At 40.3% G+C, this 13,914-nt stretch carries 10 protein-coding genes; 4 read left to right on the forward strand and 6 right to left on the reverse strand.

Annotation, left to right across the window (positions count from 1 at the left end; all coding sequences use genetic code 11):
• Positions 1 to 48 precede the first annotated feature (48 nt).
• Genes P2E05_RS04080 through P2E05_RS04095 form a run of 4 tightly spaced genes read left to right on the forward strand, consistent with a single transcriptional unit; the run spans position 49 to position 5,072 of the window.
• A complete protein-coding gene (locus P2E05_RS04080) occupies positions 49 to 2,190 on the forward strand; it encodes a TonB-dependent siderophore receptor (RefSeq protein WP_154622651.1) in 2,142 nt (713 codons plus the stop codon).
• Positions 2,190 to 2,444, forward strand: a complete 255-nt coding sequence (locus tag P2E05_RS21610) for a hypothetical protein (RefSeq protein WP_154622652.1) — start codon at positions 2,190 to 2,192, stop codon at positions 2,442 to 2,444. Before P2E05_RS04080 ends, P2E05_RS21610 begins: the two co-directional genes overlap by 1 nt.
• Positions 2,441 to 3,871 carry a PepSY-associated TM helix domain-containing protein gene (locus P2E05_RS04090; protein WP_272657641.1) on the forward strand — a complete coding sequence of 477 codons (1,431 nt, stop codon included), beginning with the start codon at positions 2,441 to 2,443 and terminating at the stop codon, positions 3,869 to 3,871. The genes P2E05_RS21610 and P2E05_RS04090 overlap by 4 nt, the downstream gene beginning before the upstream one ends.
• A complete protein-coding gene (locus tag P2E05_RS04095; RefSeq protein ID WP_247047364.1) occupies positions 3,849 to 5,072 on the forward strand; it encodes a RhtX/FptX family siderophore transporter in 1,224 nt (407 codons plus the stop codon). The genes P2E05_RS04090 and P2E05_RS04095 overlap by 23 nt, the downstream gene beginning before the upstream one ends.
• Positions 5,073 to 5,116: 44 nt before the next feature.
• Here P2E05_RS04095 and P2E05_RS04100 read toward each other — a convergent pair whose 3' ends face one another.
• From P2E05_RS04100 to P2E05_RS04125, 6 genes are all read right to left on the reverse strand, one after another.
• A complete protein-coding gene (locus P2E05_RS04100; RefSeq protein WP_154622655.1) occupies positions 5,117 to 7,792 on the reverse strand; it encodes a TonB-dependent receptor domain-containing protein in 2,676 nt (891 codons plus the stop codon).
• 400 nt (positions 7,793 to 8,192) lie between these two features.
• Complete coding sequence (hpaC, locus tag P2E05_RS04105) at positions 8,193 to 8,711, reverse strand: 4-hydroxyphenylacetate 3-monooxygenase, reductase component (protein WP_154622656.1); 519 nt, start codon at positions 8,709 to 8,711, stop codon at positions 8,193 to 8,195.
• 19 nt (positions 8,712 to 8,730) lie between these two features.
• Entirely contained in the window at positions 8,731 to 10,293 is a 1,563-nt protein-coding gene (hpaB, locus tag P2E05_RS04110; RefSeq protein ID WP_154622657.1) for a 4-hydroxyphenylacetate 3-monooxygenase, oxygenase component, read from the reverse strand.
• Between the two features lie 545 nt (positions 10,294 to 10,838).
• A complete protein-coding gene (locus P2E05_RS04115; RefSeq protein WP_154635622.1) occupies positions 10,839 to 11,519 on the reverse strand; it encodes a LysR family transcriptional regulator in 681 nt (226 codons plus the stop codon).
• A gap of 487 nt (positions 11,520 to 12,006) precedes the next feature.
• Entirely contained in the window at positions 12,007 to 12,897 is an 891-nt protein-coding gene (gene galU, locus P2E05_RS04120) for a UTP--glucose-1-phosphate uridylyltransferase GalU (protein ID WP_154635623.1), read from the reverse strand.
• 107 nt (positions 12,898 to 13,004) lie between these two features.
• Entirely contained in the window at positions 13,005 to 13,898 is an 894-nt protein-coding gene (locus tag P2E05_RS04125) for a GGDEF domain-containing protein (protein ID WP_276123017.1), read from the reverse strand.
• Between the last annotated feature and the right edge of the window lie 16 nt (positions 13,899 to 13,914).

The following is a 13,914-nucleotide window of genomic DNA, read 5'->3' on the forward strand; positions in this document are numbered from 1 at the left end:
AAATTGCTAAATTGATAACAATTATCATTTAACTTTTTAGGGTAGAAAATGTTGTCTGTTCATCACTCTCAGCGCTTATCAGGGCTCAAATTAGCGCCCTGTGCATTGTTTTTGGCAACTGCACCGTGGGCCTTTTCAGTCGGGGCAGAAGAAAGCTCTCAATCTAAACATGATGTTATGCAAGTCACTACCCTATCGAGTGTTGATGATGACTATGTTGAGCCGGGTGTCACTACATTAGGAAAAATAGCCTTAAAGCCAAGAGAAGTGGCGCAATCGGTCAGTGTGATTGATCGTGAACAAATCGAAAAACAAAACTTACAAACGCTTGATGACGTTATGCAAAGGGCGACAGGGGTGACAAGTGCCCCTTATGTGAAGTTGACTACCGCTTATTATGTGCGCGGCTTCCAGATTGACTCTTTTGAAATTGATGGTGTTCCGGCATTGCTCGGTAATATGGCCAGCTCTCCACAGGATATGGCGGTCTATGAGCGTGTTGAGATTTTACGTGGCTCCAATGGGTTGCTTCACGGTATGGGCAACCCTGCTGCGACAGTCAATATGGTACGTAAGCATGCGCCAAAAGAGGACATGGCAAAACTCAGTTTAACGGCCGGGAGTTGGAATCGTTATCGGGGTGAGGCCGATGTAGGTGGCTTGCTTAATGAGTCGGGGAGTGTTCGCGGACGCTTTGTTATGGCATGGGAAGATAAAGATTTCTTCTATGATGTTTCCGATCAGAAGACGCGTTTAATGTATGCCACTGTTGATGCCGACCTAACGCCGGACACGTTGCTGCGGGTAGGAGCGCAATATCAAACAATCGATTCAGTAACCAATATGGCAGGAGTGCCGATGGGGAAAGATGGTAGCGATTTACATCTACCTCGTAAAACCTATCTTGATGTGGATTGGGATCGTTTTAAATGGGATACCACCCGTACTTTTGCCGCCATTGAACACCAAATCAACGATGATTGGCAGTATAAGCTCAATACCGAATATCAGCACGTTAATGCAAGGCTTATTTATGCGGGGGCATGGGGAAATATCGACCCTGAAACAGGGGATGGAGCCATGCTAATGGGAGGCGCGTATAAATTCCGCAACGAACAAATCAGCCTGGATACAAGCTTAAATGGCAAGGTTGAAGGTTGGGGGCAAAAACATGATGTGATCATGGGCGTGAATTATTCTCATGCGAGTGAAAAACAGTATAGCGCTGAGTTTGACCCTGCACTGAATGTTCCGGTGAATGTTTATCGTTGGGATCCCCATAGTGTGCCTAAGCCTAAAATAGGCCAATACAGTTCACCCGGAGCAACCAAGACGACCCAAAAAGGCGTATATGGGATGGGCAGAATTAAGGTTGTGGAGCCTGTAACGGTGATTATTGGTGCGCGTGATAGTTGGTGGGAACTGAAATCACCAAGCGCTAAATTCACGGAAAATGGCCGTATCACGCCATACGGTGGTGTGATTTGGGATTTTGCAAAAGATTGGTCTTGGTATAGCAGCTATTCAACCGTGTATCAGCCACAAACGGCGAAAACGTGGAGTGGCAAAATGCTTAAGCCTGTGGAAGGGCAAACGTTGGAAACAGGGATTAAGGCGGGGTTGCTTAATGGCAGCGTAAACTTATCTGGTGCGGTGTATCAAATAGATATTAAAAATAACCCTCAAATAGATCCGGATCATCCAACTGGTGGTTTCGATAACTACTTTATCAGCGGTGGAAAGGTTCGTAGTCAGGGTTTTGAATTAGAAGGTGTTGGCTACATTACCCCATTTTGGGATGTCTCTGTTGGTTATACTTACACCGATACCAAGTATCGTGATGATAGCCAAAATAAAGGGAATGCTTATAACACCTTAACCCCACGTCATATGCTACGGGTTTGGACAAATTATGACCTTCCTTGGGATGAGCGTAAATGGAGCGTTGGTGGTGGTATGCAAGCACAAAGTGCCTATAGCACGACCAACGGCAATGTCACCTTACGCCAAGGGGGCTATGCGCTGTTTAATGCACGTTTAGGTTATCAAATTGATGAAACGTGGACAGCAGCCGTTAATCTAAATAACATATTTGATCGTCGCTACTATTCCGGGTTGTTCTCACCGCAATGGAATAACCGTTATGGCGACCCTCGCAATGTGATGTTGACGGTAAAGGCTGATTTTTAATGAAATTAGTCAGTGTCATCGCAGTCATTGGTACTTTGATTGGGGGAGTCGTGCTCTCCCTATCATTAGCCCAGCTATACCCTTCCGTTGATCCATTAAACCGCCTTTATGGCGCTGTTTTCCTTTCGGTTTTTATCACTATAGGCATGTTTGTCTACAGTTTAACGGCCCAAGGGTGGCAGCAAATGTTGTTGCGCAGTTATGGATGGTGGCCAATTCCATTGTTAATACTGTTTTGGCAGGGGGGATTATGACGGTACCTCTTATACGCCGGATGTCTAATTTGCATCGTAGTGCGGGGGCATTTTTAGGTGTTTTTTTATTTGTGATCATGTTGAGTGGTACTTGGAGCTTAGGCAGCGACGCCTTGCGTCTTTGGTGGAATAAAGCCCCGCTTTCGGGCGAGCACTTACCATTATCGCAATTATTAGCACGACAGCCTGACTCAACATTAGTGCAGCTACCTCAACCTGCTAATCCGACGATCACGTTTTGCCTTGGAATAGGGCAATGTGATAACAGCTATAGCGCAATATCTGGCCAGCCTTTAGTGCAAAATACACCCGCAATGTGGTTGGTAACTTTGCATAAGAGCCTCTTTATGGATTTCCCCGGACGCATTTTTGTCAGCCTATTTGGTTTTGCACTAGCAGTACTCTTAATCAGTGGCTTTATTATTAACCGACGTAAGCTAGCTTCCATGATGCAGATACCGCGTCGGCGAAATTTACGTTTATTGATCCATGATCTCCATAATGGGTTGGGGTTATGGTGTTACCCATGGCTAATTCTGTTTGCTGTCACGGGAGCATTATCAGGGGTAGGCGCTTTAGGTACCGTTGGGCTGGCAAGCAGTGTCAATCCTGATCATCCTCAATTAGTGATGCAACAATTGATGGGGGATTTTCGAGAGATAGCCAGCCAGCCGCCTACACAAGGCCGCTACCAACCCGAGCAAGTTCTCACATTGCTTGAACAATCCTATCCATCATTCACACCTCAAATATTAATGCGCCGCGATAACGTGTTGATTGTGGGGGGCGTGCGGGCAGGGCAACCCAGTAGTGCGAATTTTGAACAATACCGTTTCGATTTGCATAAAGGGCAGCTAACGGGCATTCGAGACTCTTCTGAGCAGGCATTTTGGACTCGTGCTTTTATCAGTATCCAGCCACTGCATTATGGTCAATATCAATGGCTACCGAAACTCGACATGGTGTTGAGTGTTTTACATTTTATTGCTGGCTTTAGCGGCTGTGTATTGGTCGCAAGTGGGTTGGCAATGTGGTGCTGGCGACACTCAGATTCACCTATTTCAGGGGTAATAGTGGGATGTTGTGGCGGATTGTTGTTGTCAACGAGCGGATTACTTGTCGTGATGTCCTTGTCATTCTCATTGCCAATGCGTGTATTTTTTCTATTTTGGGGCGCCATTTGGGTCATGTGTATGGTGGTTAAGCATAGACGCCAGATGTTGATTCTGATTGCCTCATTATCTGCTTTGCTATTTTTCATCGCGTTAGCTTGTTCCCTATGGCAACAGCCGGCCTACTTGACTCGAATTAATTTCATCTTGCTGTTTTGTGGCGTATTTTTGTTATTAGCACTTGTATGTGTTGCGAAATTGTCCGCACCACAAAAAAGTGATCGGAGTGGATATGAAAGATCTATTACAGAATAAACAGTTAGTCGTGACCTTAGGGTTATTATATCTTGCACAAGGCATTCCAATGGGCGTTGCAATGGATGCGTTGCCGACATTTTTACGCCATGATGGCAGTGAGCTGAGTGTATTAGCTTTTTTACCCTTAGTTGGACTACCTTGGGTGATTAAATTCCTCTGGGCACCTTTTGTTGATAACCATTGGGGAAAGACATTAGGACGTCGTAAAAGTTGGATCATTCCAATGCAAGTGGTGGTCACTGTGAGCATGTTTTCACTCAGTGTGATTGGGTTTTCTGTGGAAAATGCTATCGCGTGTGTAGCATTACTTTGTCTTTCCTCTTTAGCGAGTGCAACCCAAGATATTGCCACAGATGGAATGGCGGCAGAGCAAGTCAATAGCGCAATGCTATCTAAAATTAATGCGATACAGATAGCGGGGGTGATGGCTGGCTTTTTTATTGGCGGCGCAGGCTTGATGATGATGAGCGACTCTTTAGGCCAACATATGTCATTGGCAATTTTGGCGTGCGTACCATTATTGAGCTTATTGTTTATTGCGGTATGCCCACTGAAAAAAACACAGACAAGCGTTGTCGCTGAAAAAGCAAGTCTGTTAAACACCTTTAAACGGCGTGGTGCTCCTCGATTATTATTATTAACACTGCTATCCGCTGTCACTGCTGTTTCAGGGTTTGGATTGGCTAAACTATTCCTCAATGATGCAGGCTGGTCTTTAGCGGAGATCGGCAAAATGGGGATGGCTGGTGGAATGGTAACCTTGATATTAGGATGCGGCGGTGGCGCATGGCTGATTGGTAAGATAGGTGTTTGGCGGGCCTTTTCATTCGGTTTACTGTTTGCACTGCTATCCTCTTTACTTTGGATGGTGCAATCAGTGAATGGTGTGATGATGGGGTTAGTGGCGACATGTATCGTTCTTGGTTCCTTGTCAGCAGGTATTACCTCTGTTGCTATCATGACCGCAGGCATGCAGTTTGCATCACGTTACCATCAAGCAGGCACAGATATGACCGCAGTGCAAAGCACTCGTGATATTGGTGAATTAGCGAGTTCAATGATGCTCGTGGGGTTGACCGCTGCAATAGGGTATTCAGGCGGCTTTATGTTGGGGGCTGGTATCGCTTTTGTCGCATTGCTGGTTACCTTTTCACATTACCGTTATATGCAACGATTGAAAACAGAAGAAGCCGCTTAAGTCAGGCTTAAAACTCTCCTGCCTATAAAGGCAGGAGAGGGACATTAAAATCGATAAGTAAAATCTACCGTGAAGGTTCGTCCAGGAGCAGGCATTAAACTCAATGCCATTGGATCAACATAATATTCGTTGGTTAAGTTAGTTACCGTTAAATTAATATCTGCATTTGGATTAAACTGATAGTTCGCATAGGCATCGTAGGTGACTGTCGACAAATAAATTAATTGTGTTCCTGTCATACCCACTGTATGCCAATTCTGGTTCAATTTATGCGTTGGTCCACTATTATAAATACGGCGTACGCCAATATCTAAGTTACGCTCCTCTAATAATCTTACGCCAAGTGTAGTGTTAATCGTGTATTTGGGGGGATTAGTCAAATTAACTAATGAAGTACCAAAGCCACCATTGACGCAATTAGGTGTGTTTGGGTCACCATAGGCATAACCACGAATACGACTCGCGGTTGTGGCGTCACAAGTCTTTGCTTCTAAGTAGTAGTTTCCAGAGACATCCGCATAGAAGCGACCCTGATCGTAAGAGAGGTGATATTCGATCCCTGAAGTTTTATACAGGTCGACGTTTTCAATAAGCCATGATGAATTATTTGGATGGTAACCACGCGTGATCATATTGTGCAAATCACTTTTAAACCAAGCAACTTTCGCAGCCATCTTATCATCACTTGTTAGCATTGAATGTTGGACGGTGGAAGCCCCGATCTCCAAAACTTTATTTTTTTCGGGTTTTAAATCAGCCGCAGGAACAGAAGTCCAATTGCCAAGAGTTGATTCAAAAATACTTGGGTTTTTAACGGCCTCGCTATATTTCACATATAACTGGCTAGTGTCATCTAAATGAAATGCAATACCGACTTGTGGGCTAAAGTCGCGTCCATGACGTTCCATTGGTTTGGTATAAGCGTATTCGGTTGTGACTTCTTTTTTCAAGATAGCTTGCTCTGGTGGACGAGGATCGCGCTCAAAGTCATCGAAATCATATTTATCGCCTAGGGTACTATTGGCATAAGGTGTATTTTTTAATGAGTCCAAGGTGTAATGACCTTGTTCATCAGGCCACCATTCCATATACCAACTTTCGGGCCATTTTTGGAAAAATTCCCCATTCTTTTTCAGGCGGGCAAACGTATATTCTTGAGTACGTGATTTTGCCGCGTAAGCGGTACTATTTCTATCTCGCACATTATATTCGGTATAGCGACCACCAACTTGAAGTGTTAGCCAGTTTACGGGTTTATATTCCAACGAACTGGAAAGACTGTACTCTTTGCGAACGCCGCTACGTAAGAAACGGTTTTTCTGCAAGTTTTCTTTTAAAATAGGGGAGTTAGGTCCTGTATCTTCATGTTGAAAAGAACCGCCAAGGGTTAAATTAAATTCACCAAAACGGCTTTCAAACGTAGAGCGATTGGTTAAGTTAACGCCATAGCGATCAGCTCGAATATCCGATAATAAGCCTTGTTTGTACTCTTCATTTTGTGGATCAGGTAGCTGTTCTGTTGATAAATCAAACACAGGAACATTACCGATGTTAGCATTGTACATACGGCTCACTGAGCGTGTATACCAAAACTCCGATGTGAGGTTGAGCCAGTCATTATCAGGGTTAAAATTGTGTTTTGCCGATAAAGCATCAATGGTTATTTTACTAGGAACAAACTGTGTTGATTCACCTTTGCTGTTCGGGGCCATAATCATTGAAGGCATAATTTCCCCCCAACTTGCGTCATAACGGCGATAAATCAGCTCCAGTTTTTGATTTTCAGTTAGCTCTCCCATCCCTTTGAGCAGCCAAGACTCACTTCGGCTATGTGTATCAAGTACCTCTTTACCAGCAGGAAACGCTTCGATCACTGCGGCTGTCGTCATTCCTGTGCCGCCGGTTGTCGAATAATGTGCTTTTTCGTAGCGATCAGCACCATGCTTACCAGCAAAGTAGTTACCCTGTTTACGATAAGCGTAAGCTGCAAGGAGTTGGTAGCGATCTTGGTCAGTTGCCATCGCTACACTGCCGAATCGACTGTTCATATTCGGCCATTGATTTGCATCGTCGCTATCTTTGATTTTTGTATAAAACCCTGAGCGTTCTGAAACGGTATTATTTGCCATCCCACCTCTTAAACGAACACCAAACGTTTCGCCTTTAGGGATCACGTCAGCGGGTTGTAATGTGGTTACACGCACTGCTCCACCAATAGCGCCAGCCCCATCAGTGGCAAGCGTAGGGCCTTTGTCGATGCTAACTTGACTAATCAAATCGGGGTCTAAATAACTCCGCTGCTGTACACCCGCATAGCCTCGATAAACATCGATTGATTGTTGTGTTCCATCAACAATAATAGGCACGCGGCTTTGACCTTGTAGACCCCGAATATTAACATCAAGGGCGCCACCGTTACGAATATCACCTAGATGCACCCCACTGACGCCACGTAAGAAATCAGCGGAGGAATTCCCTCGAAATCTTTCAACTGTTTTTCCATCGATATAAGAGGAAGAGCCGAGCTGTAAATAAGGGAACTCGGCATCCAACTCTTTTTGTGATTTTGCTGAAACTTTTAGTGGGCCTAATTGCGTTATGTCTTGAGTTGAGACTTGGGTTTCAGCGTAAGCAACCATCATTCCGCTTGCCATAAACGGACTAACACCAATAATTAATTTAAGAAGCCGAGAAACAGGCCTCATGGAATGTTTATTCATGACGATTATTATTTAAAGTTAATTGGTAATACGATTGTAAATAATAATTATTATCATTCAATTAATTAACTAATCATTAACATTAAAAGGCGAGTTTGTACTAACATATTGATTATAAAAAATTATAAACATAGGTAATTTACATTTAGGCAGGCGATATAATTACATAATTTTTGTTGGGATATTAAAAATATAGCTAGGCACAATGAATAATGGACGAATTGATTGCGAATTAGCGTGTATCCCCGACCGATAGAGGGGTGACAGCATTAATTCAGAGGTAAGGAACTCGCATAGGCATGGTTAAATGCGTAAGGGAGAGGGAGGAGGGGGAATGTGAATCATATAAAAAAGGCACCGTGCTATACGGTGCCTCGTTGATTCATTATTGTAATAAAGGTTATGCAGTGACTGCTAGTACTTGGTGCATAACAGGGTGGAATTTACGCTTGAAGTAAATTAACCCATGACCTTCTTCTCTTACAATAATCTGCTTTATCTCAACCAAGTAAACAGAATGCGTACCAATATCTTGCACTTGGGTAATTTCGCCTTCTAGATTCGCTAGAGCATCTTTCAAGAGTGGTTGCTGCAAAATACCTCTATCCCAGACACTCCAAGCAAAACGCTCTTCCATCGTCGAGCCTTTCATTCCAGCGAAGTGGCAAGCCATTTCTTCTTGTTCATGGTTAAGCACGTTGACACACAGGCGGCCATTTTCTTGAAAGACCGCATTCATAGCACTGTTGCGGTTAACGCATACCATCAAAGTGGGTGGCGTGTCCGTGACGGAACAGACTGCTGTTGCCGTAATACCGCAACAACCGGCAGTACCATCCGTGGTGACAATGTTAACGGCTGCACCAAGACTTGCCATCGCATCTCTGAAACGTAGGCGATGTTCATTTTCTAAAGACATATTGACCTCCTGCTGCCGATTACTTCAGCAGCGAATCTAACTGATTAATATCATTGTTGTTATGTAAATGTGGGCGTTTCCAGCCATGCTGATCGTAATCAGACAGACAGCGGTCAACCATATCGGTCATTGCCTTCATGTTACCTGAACCATATGCATGTCGTAGACATTGCAGACGAATTTCGTCTTGGCTACCTGCATAGTTAATTTCGTACAGTTCATGACGTCCACCGAACTCACTACCAATCGCATCCCACATGAGTTTTAAGATCTTGATACGTTCTACATGATCCATGCCGTTAGAGCCACGCACATATTTTGCCAGATACTTATCAATTTCTGGATTGTTCATGTCTTTCACGCTAGAAGGTAGATATATCAAACCACTCGTTACGTTACTTTCGATGATATTCTTAATTTTTGTATAGGCCATTGGTGCCATTACTCGATACGTTTGAATCGCTTGAGTATCTGGTAAATATGCACCGCCTTCCCACGCTTTTGCTTCTGAAGTCATTGCATCGGTCAGTGACCAGAATAAATTACGCCATGCAACCACTTCACCTAAGTCTGCTTGTACGCCTCGGAAATCGATAACGCCTGTACATTCAAGGCTTTTTTGTAATAAACCAGTGATAAAATCTAGTTTGACAGCTAAACGTACACAAGCTTGTAATGGGAATAAACGTGCAAAACCACCTTGTACAGCCCAATTACGCGCACGATCGAAATCACGATAAATTAAGACGTTTTCCCAAGGGATCAGAACATGATCCATCACTAATATCGCATCATTTTCATCAAAACGACTTGATAATGGGTAGTCAAAAGGTGCGCCTGTTGCACCTGCAACTAATTCATAGGATGCGCGTGAAATGAGTTTCACTCCATCGGCATCCATTGGCGCGACAAACATCAATGCAAAATCAGGGTTATCTCCCATAACTTGTGCGGAACCAAAACCGATGAAGTTATAGTGAGTCAAAGCCGAGTTGGTCGCGACCACTTTTGCGCCGCTGACGATGATACCTGCATCAGTTTCTTTTTCCAGTTTGATGTAGACATCTTTTACTTCATCGGCGGGTTTATGGCGGTCGATAGGTGGATTTACGATCGCATGGTTAAAATACAGCCCACTTTCTTGAATACGTTTGTACCAATGACGCGCATTGTCAGCAAATTGACCGTAATACTCAGGGTTAGCGCCTAAACAACTGGCGAATGCCGCCTTATAGTCTGGAGTGCGTCCCATCCATCCATAGCTTTGGCGTGACCAATCGGCAATTGCATCGCGTTGTTGGCGTAATTCATCGGCACTTTTGGCGAAGCGGAAGAATTTGTGGGTATAGCCGCCGTTTCCGGTGTCGGTTCCCCAGCAAAGCTGGTCATGAGTTGCTTTATCATGGAGTGCATCATATAACTGTCCTATCGAAGCGGCTGAATTACGAAATGCAGGATGAGTGGTGACATCTTTTACACGCTCACCATAAATATAAATCTCGCGGCCATCTTGCAGGCTTTTTAGGTATTCTTGGCCAGTGAATGGACGTTTGGCATCTGAGCGAAAATCTTCTGGTTTCATGTCTACCTCGTTATCTCACAAAGAGCGCCGGCGTATAATTGGGTACATAGGTTCGCTGGCATCTAAGTTATGTTAATTTTATGTTTATTTTGTGTTTCTTAATTGAAGCCTGTTCTTTGAAGATAGGAAAGAGATTTTAGAAAGAATCACTGGTACTTTTCGTTGAAACTGAAGATTTATGATAATAATGTGATCATTGTAGTGTTTTTTATCTTAATGAAATAAGCTTTATTTTTATAATTATCTTTATATTCATGTAGTTAGAATTCATTAATTGTTTAATAAATTTAAAAATTACATTAATTTTTGATAAAATTTTATACTACTTAGGTTCCCTTTTATCCCATAAAATAGATATAAAAGTACTTTTCCTATATTTCAAATAGGCTTGTTTGTTGAATAGTGGGTAAGTGAGAATAACGAAATAGGCTAACAAAAAGTTGCTAATGTGTGGTTAAAAATTATTCGAATATTTTCAGTTAAAGCGTACTTAATATCGAAATGTCATGTTCGATATTAAGTACGCTTCTTTTAAATAAAAGGGGTTAGGCGATATGATTCTTTTTCGATAAAGCGTCTATAGATTCATTGATTAAGTTGCCAATGTGTAAGTAATTATCCATATTTTTATCTCCATTTCTAAAACAAATTTTAGATTTGATTTCCGAGTATGAGCCTAGAATGCTTGTTGGCTGTTCATTATTTGCTTTAAGAATTGCCATTTGATGGCTCACGGGAAAATTAATCAATGAAGCTGAGATAAAGTTATCAGGGCATTTTGTTGATGAAACAATCAGTAAATTTAAAGACATAGATTCCAATTGTGAAAAAAGTACTTCAGATTTATCAATAGTTAAGTTTAAGTTGATGCTAGGATCACTACTTAAGACGGCTTCGGTAATATAAGAAATAAAATACTCTGGTAATGAATCAGAAATACCAACATGGAATATTTTTACATTATTGTTTGTTGATTGTTGAGCGATTTTTTTAATTTCCTCTATTTCTTTCAAAATAATTTTACTGTGCTCTAAAATTTGTAATCCTAATGGTGTGAAATTAACTCGACGTGTTGTTCTTTCTAATAAAAAACACCCTAGATAATGTTCAAGCTTTCCGATTTGAATACTTAGTGTTGGTTGAGCAACATTGCAGTATTGTGCGGCCTTTTTAAAGTTAAGAAACTTTCCTAATGCATCTAAATATTCAAGATCTCTAATGTTCATTTTTTGCCTCTGCTGTCATTTAAAATAAAATATGATTTGTTATTTTATGAATTTTTTAAAATAGTCCATTAATAACATTAAATGAAAAGTTGTTAACTTAACGACACAATGAGATAACCACTTTTATGAATTATTGTTGACTTAACTGATAACTAAACTTATTCATTATGAAATCTCAAGCTAGTCTATTTACTTTATAATAAACAAGATTTTCACTCATTGGCGTGCTTATTTATCTGGTAACAAAACATATCTCTTATAATTAGCAATAGTTTGCACTAATAGAAAAAATAAACTCTATCATTAATAAGTTAGTTATTCTTTTATGATGAAAATCCAATCCTGATTTTATGAAAATATAGTTTTTAAATTAACTATCAAAAAAATAGAAAGTAATATCTATACTCGCACGTTAAATTGAAAATCAGACTGCTGATTGGATTTAGTTGATTCATAAAAGAGTTATCGTATGAATATATTCATATAACTAGATAACTTCCACATGATCTTTTATCCAACGATGAAACTGATAACCAAAAGTTTGATGCTGTCGACTATATTCAAAGAATGCTTTCATATACCCCATTTTGTCACCACAATCATGAGAACGTCCTTTTATATGATAACCTTCAATCGCGTGTGTTTTCAGTAACATTGAAAGCGCATCTGTTAACTGGATCTCACCACTTACCCCAATAGGTGTTTTTTCTAATAATGGCCAAATATGTTTACTTAAAATATAACGACCAACAATAGCGAGATTTGATGGAGCATTATCTTTTTTTGGTTTTTCTATAATTGCGGAGATATCATGAAAGCGGTCACTCTCGTCACCGTTTCGGTGACAATCGACAATACCATAACTTTCCACATGCTCTATATTGACTCGCTCAATTAATATCTGACTTTTGCCTGTTGAGTAAAAACGGTCAATCATTTCAGGTAAATTATCAGATTCATAATTACAGTCATATTCATTAATAATGACATCGGGCAATACAACGATAAAGTCGTTATCACCAATCAATGGCTTTGCGCATAATATTGCATGTCCTAAGCCACTTGAACAGCCTTGTCTCACATGCATTATCTTTATACTTTTGGGGCAAATGCCCTCGATTTCATTTAATAATTGCTGCTTTCCTTTTTGTTCTAACAATGATTTCAACTCAAAACAAGTATCAAAATGATTCTCAATGGAATGTTTAGATGAATGAGTAACAAAGATAATTTCATTGATACCGGCCATATAACATTCTTTTATTATGTACTGTATAATAGGTTTATCTACAAGGGGTAACATCTCTTTAGGTATTGCTTTTGTTGCAGGCAGCATGCGAGTACCTAAACCCGCAACAGGTATTACTGCTTTTAACATAAATAATCCTTAGTAAATAAAATATTTATTATAATTTGTTCTGGTTGAAATGGTTCTCAACGAGCACAGTTTTTTAGCTTTCTAATAGCAATAATTAGATAGCGGGTTTAAAGATATTTTTTTGTTTGATTGCCTCCTAGTTTTTTGGCTTGATATAAAGCAATATCAGCATTTTTCAATAATACCTTTAAATGGGACCCATGTAGTGGATATTGAGCAACACCGATACTAATACTTATATTGGATATCTTTATGGCTAAGTAATGGTATGAATAGCAATTCATACGATTAACTAGGTTTAAAAAGATGTAATCGGCATTTTGATGACTATTAATCATTAATGCAAATTCATCCCCACCAAGCCGAGCTAAAATGGCGTCGCTAGGCAAAAGTTTTTTAATATTTGTGGCCATTTTCTTTAATAAGTAATCACCGTACTGATGACCTAACGTATCATTTACACGCTTAAAGCCATCAATATCAATAATTGCTAAGTAAAAGCTTTCTATGTTATTTTTTATTGATTTTATCTTTTCATTTGCCTTTTTATAAAATCCATATCTATTGAGTACCTTTGTTAAAGAATCATGATTAACTTGGAAAAGTAATTTATTGTTGTTCGCTATTAATCTAGTCACTTCAACGAATGTTATGCAATATCTAAATTGGCTATCTCCCTTTATATTTGTTTTTATTAATTTCGTGATAAACACTAGCTTTTTATTGTTTTTGTTTATAAAAAACAGTTCCTTTTCAAAGTCGTTATAACGGAAAATATCATAACTATTATTCTTTTCTAATATAAGATGGTCCGTTTTTATTTTTATTTTATATCCCATGATTTCATCATGGGTATAGTGGTTATGCGTTAAAAAAAGTTCACTAGCGTAAACTATTTCTCCATATTTATTAATCAGCAGCATCATGACTGCTTGATTTGTGATTGAATTTAATGGAATAGCTTTGTTTTTAACTAATAGGTTTTTTTTAATGTCAAACATAACGATGAGCGTTTTT

Source organism: Providencia stuartii (assembly GCF_029277985.1).
Lineage (GTDB): Bacteria > Pseudomonadota > Gammaproteobacteria > Enterobacterales > Enterobacteriaceae > Providencia > Providencia zhejiangensis.